This is a genomic window from Martelella mediterranea (genome assembly GCF_004342225.1).
GTDB lineage: Bacteria > Pseudomonadota > Alphaproteobacteria > Rhizobiales > Rhizobiaceae > Martelella > Martelella mediterranea_B.
In genome coordinates, this window is record NZ_SMAR01000081.1 from 1 (window position 1) to 4,388 (window position 4,388).

Here is a 4,388-nt window from a genome sequence, read left to right on the forward strand (position 1 = left end):
CAATATGGGCATCGGCGGAATGACACCCGCACAGAAACTGAAAATGGCCGCGTGAATTCTACCAAAAAGCCCCGTTAAAAAGGGGAGGATTACCCTGCTGCTACGCTTTCTAAACAGGATCGCCCATATCCTCTGCGGCGCATACGCATTATCCAACATAGGATCAACATATAACAGCATGAAACCTGAAAAAGCAGCAAGTACTGCGAGGTGTCCGGTTGCAACCAACGCGCCATTTGGCGTATCAGAAAAATCGGTTTTTGATCGCAGCGGTGCGAAAGCCCGATGGCAAGTGAAGTACTGTGAAGGCCAGAATACGGCAGGGTGTGCGGTTTCGCTCGATCTCCTCTCATCTCGTGCTTATGATTGCTAAACCGTTTTTGAGCTTGCCAAAAGTCAGCATTCACATTCTAAAAACGGTCTGAAAAGGCTTAAAATAGGACAGAAATCCTATAATAAAATGAGCGAAAAAGTTGGAAAAATTCAATAAAATCAATATTGAAGCTTCAAGGCGCTTTGCCGTTGCACCCATGATCGATTGGACGTTCGGTTGAAATTGTTTTTTGTTTTCAGTTGTTTGGGTTTTTTGTAGCAAAATTTTTAGCATCTGTTCTATTTTTGTTTGGGGTTGTGGTAATCCAAACAGCGGAACCCGTGAAAGCAGAAAATTCAGTAAAGTGCTGCGTCACGTTTCTGACGATAACATTTGAAATGGCATTTCCTACCGTTATTGCGTATCATAAATCTCGACAGTCAACTGTTTAAGTTTGGTATGGAGCAGCCTCCTCTCGTTGCACGGGATACGCCGCATTGATGCTTGGTTAACCAAAGCAATGATACTGAGATAGATTAAGTGAGGCTAATGAAATGGCACGCAGTGATCTTTTGTTGTCTATTGTTCGTGCTGGCGCTGAAGGCGACCAGACCACGTTGCGTGCCACCGTGGAAGCTCTTGTTGCAGAGGAAAAAGCCAAAAAACACAACGTCCTTGCCGATCGTTTGCAGCGTGTCCTTAATACCGTCACTGTATCAAGCCGCCTTGAGCAAAAGCAATTTACGGCGCCGGGCCGGGACATTGTAATCGAAACAAATCCCCAACGCCAGCTGTCGGAGCTTATCCTGCCGCTGCCGGTGACATCACAACTGCACAATTTAGTTGAAGAGCAGTCGCGAGCTGACCTGCTCAGGGCACATGGCCTTCAGCCGCGCCATAAAATCCTGTTATCTGGCCCCCCGGGTAACGGAAAGACATCGGTTGCGGAAGGTATTGCAGAGTCTCTGGCTTTGCCGCTGTTTACGGTTCGATACGACGCCCTTGTGGGATCGTTCCTGGGCGAAACGAATACGAGGCTTCGGAAGCTATTCGACTATGTCAAAACTAACGCTTGCGTTCTCTTCTTTGATGAGTTTGATTCTATCGGAAAAGAGAGAGGAGATACACACGAAACAGGCGAAATAAAGCGTGTCGTATCTTTCTTACTTATGCAGATAGATCAGCTGCCCAGCTACGTTGTTACTGTTGCTGCGACCAATCATCATGAGTTACTTGACCGCGCAGTTTGGCGAAGGTTTGAAATGCGGCTGAATATACCGCAACCCGATTGGCGTCAAATCGCGGTATTGCTGTCTCGATACTTCGATGCTTGGGGAGAAAGCATAACGATTTCACCAGAGAGCTTAGCAAGAAAACTTGAACCGCTGAGTTTCGCGGAAGCGGTGGAGTTCTGCCAAACCGTCAGACGTAGGCACATACTATCGCTGGGCGCACATTCTCTGGAGTATATAATTAAAGAGGAACTCCGGCACTGGTCGGAGCAGGTGGGTGATATAAGTGCAGGCCGATCCGACAAAGCCAATACTGAAGCTCGACGAGGCCCGGCAAAGCCAAAGGCTCCCCGGACACGGTAAGGCCAAACCATCTCGTGTGATCGAACGGGATGTTCAGGGTCAGCGATTAGGCCCAAAACTTCAACGCCTTCGCGATTTTTTGGCAGCGGGACCTCAGTCAGTGCAAAACCAGCCGGACGGGCTAGAGCCGGAACGGCTCTTGGTATTCGAGGTTACCGGATCAGTGACTGACTTCGCGAAAGCCGTAAACCGGATTGATGGCTTGATGTTCGCGGGTGAAGATTTACTTGATCCGGACGAACTGGATGATGATCCGCAAGTTTATCTGCTGGTTCCCGATCGGACCGCCTTGGAACAGATCGTTAACCTGTGGCAGCGTTGGCAGCGCGGGATGGATTTACCAAAAGGCTTCGCTCCATGGCGCAACCTCTTTCTGCGCTTGAGAGATATTCGCCCTTGGGGACCGGGTGACCGCGTGCGTCCACTTGACCAATCCCTGCTTCTTGAAGCAGTCGAGGATGCCGGCCAGGATGAGTTAATCCGTTTGGAATGTGAATTGGTATTTCGCACAGGCGCAGATGCTGCAGCGATAGCGCAGAATGTCGTAGCGGCGGCGGTGATGAACGCCGGCGGTCAAGTAGTTAGTGCAGCGAGGCACTCCGCATTCTCGTACGATGCGATGTTGATTGACATGCCGCGTGATGAGGTTCGCAGGATTGCTCAGCTGCACGCAGAAACATTAGCCGATCTTGATCCAATTTTGTCCATCATGCCTCAAAGCATGAGTACTACAGTTGAAGAGGGCGAGACTGAAGCTGTCACACCTGACGAAATGGAGGCTCCACTTGATGAGCCAGTAGCTGCAATCTTCGACGCCGTGCCACTGCAATCACACCCTTGGATATCAGATTGGCTGATTTTATCTGACCCCTATGATTTGCAGGCACTGTCGGTGGGGCCCCGTATACATGGCACAGCGATGGCGTCGGTAATCGTCCATGGGGACAGAAACATCAACTCCCAGGCAATAGGCCGGAAGCTATATTTTCGAAGTGTGATGTATGCCCCTGCACCAAATGGATTTGGCGTACTACCTGAGCGATTTCAGGATGACCGACTGATTATAGACCTGATGATCGAGGCCGTTATGACGATGCGTCAAGAGGGATTTGATGACATCGTTATAGTCAATATTTCGCTAGGCGATGCGAACAAAAAATACGGTGGAAGAATGTCCGCTTGGGGCAGGGCTTTGGACTATCTTTCGTACCGATATGGCCTGCTATTCATAGTATCAAGCGGGAACATTTCATCATCACTAAACCTAAACGGCTACGTCCATCCCGATGACTTTAACGACGCAAATTGCGACGACAAAAAATCAGCCGTATTGAGTGCACTTGATGAGGTGAAGGCTGATCGACGTATTCTCGCGCCAGCCGAAAGCATCAATTGCCTTACAGTCGGAGCGTGGCACAAAGATGGTATGGCTGAGGTGCAGCTTCCCTATGGCCGATTCCGCCCCTTTCCCGATTGCGAGATGCCAAACATCTCATCCGCGCTGGGCCACGGGCATAAGAGCGGCATCAAGCCTGACATACTTTTGCCAGGCGGACGCGAGCATATTATCTTGTCACCCGCCGCTCCGCCTGCTTCGATCCGGCCTCAAGCACAAGGGACACGCTTCGGAGGCATCCGCGTAGCCTCTCCCCCCGTTGTCGGGCAGCCACAGGATCAAAGCACGTGGATCATTGGTTCTAGTCCAGCGGCTGCCTATGCAACACATACTGCGCATCGCTTATACGAGGTTCTGGAGCGAGAGTATGGGGAGCTGTTTACGGATTTACCAAACCAGCAAAAAGCCGTGCTGCTGAAAGCACTAGTAGCTCACCCCGCTTCGTGGCAAGGTGCAGACAAGTTCATTACTGCAACCAAATTTCCGGTACCGGCAAACTGGGATCAGATGCGCCGAGAAGTGGCTCGACATTTAGGGTATGGCTTTGTATCCCCTCATGATGCGGTTAGTTGTGCCGGAGACCGAGCCACCCTATGGGCATCTGGCCGTTTAGGTCCTCAGCAAGCAGTAGAGTTCAGTGTACCTGTCCCTGATGATTTCAGTCGGTCAGCTGATACCAGATCTGTAAAGGCCACACTTGCATGGCTTTCACCAACTCGGCCAGGCCATCAAGCCTATCGAGCGTGCAAACTCCGCGTTATCCCACTATCGGATAATTCTAAACACGCGCTTGGAGTTTCGCCGATTGTTGAACCACCATGGACGCAGACGGAGGCAGGGACGCTGATACATCGTCAATGGTCGGGTCAGGCATTTGGGCATATGGGCGCAGGTGGCACCATATCTTTGCAAATACAAAGGGAGAAGGATCAAGGACCAGTCCTTGATGATGCCATTCCCTTTGGACTTGTTGTTTCTGTCGGGATGAATGAAGTGGCTCGGGAAAACTGAACAGGCGGTATAAGTGGTTTTCGGCTCTTCGATCCGGCATCATGCCGTCAACAGGAGCCCGTATGACAAGAAG

General features: G+C 50.7%; 2 protein-coding genes. Both read left to right on the top strand.

Going from position 1 to position 4,388, the window contains the following annotated elements:
• The first annotated feature begins 867 nt into the window (after positions 1–867).
• The gene (locus EDC90_RS20500; protein WP_132314364.1) at positions 868–1,908 is read left to right on the top strand and encodes an AAA family ATPase; all 1,041 of its coding nucleotides are present in this window, start codon (positions 868–870) and stop codon (positions 1,906–1,908) included.
• Positions 1,832–4,315 carry a S8 family serine peptidase gene (locus tag EDC90_RS20505; protein WP_132314365.1) on the top strand — a complete coding sequence of 828 codons (2,484 nt, stop codon included), beginning with the start codon at positions 1,832–1,834 and terminating at the stop codon, positions 4,313–4,315. Before EDC90_RS20500 ends, EDC90_RS20505 begins: the two co-directional genes overlap by 77 nt.
• Positions 4,316–4,388: the final 73 nt, after the last annotated feature.

Coding starts and splice junctions, on each gene's coding strand:
- EDC90_RS20500 (WP_132314364.1), top strand. CDS start 868: ATGGCACGCAGTGATCTTTTGTTGTCTATTGTTCGTGCTGGCGCTGAA.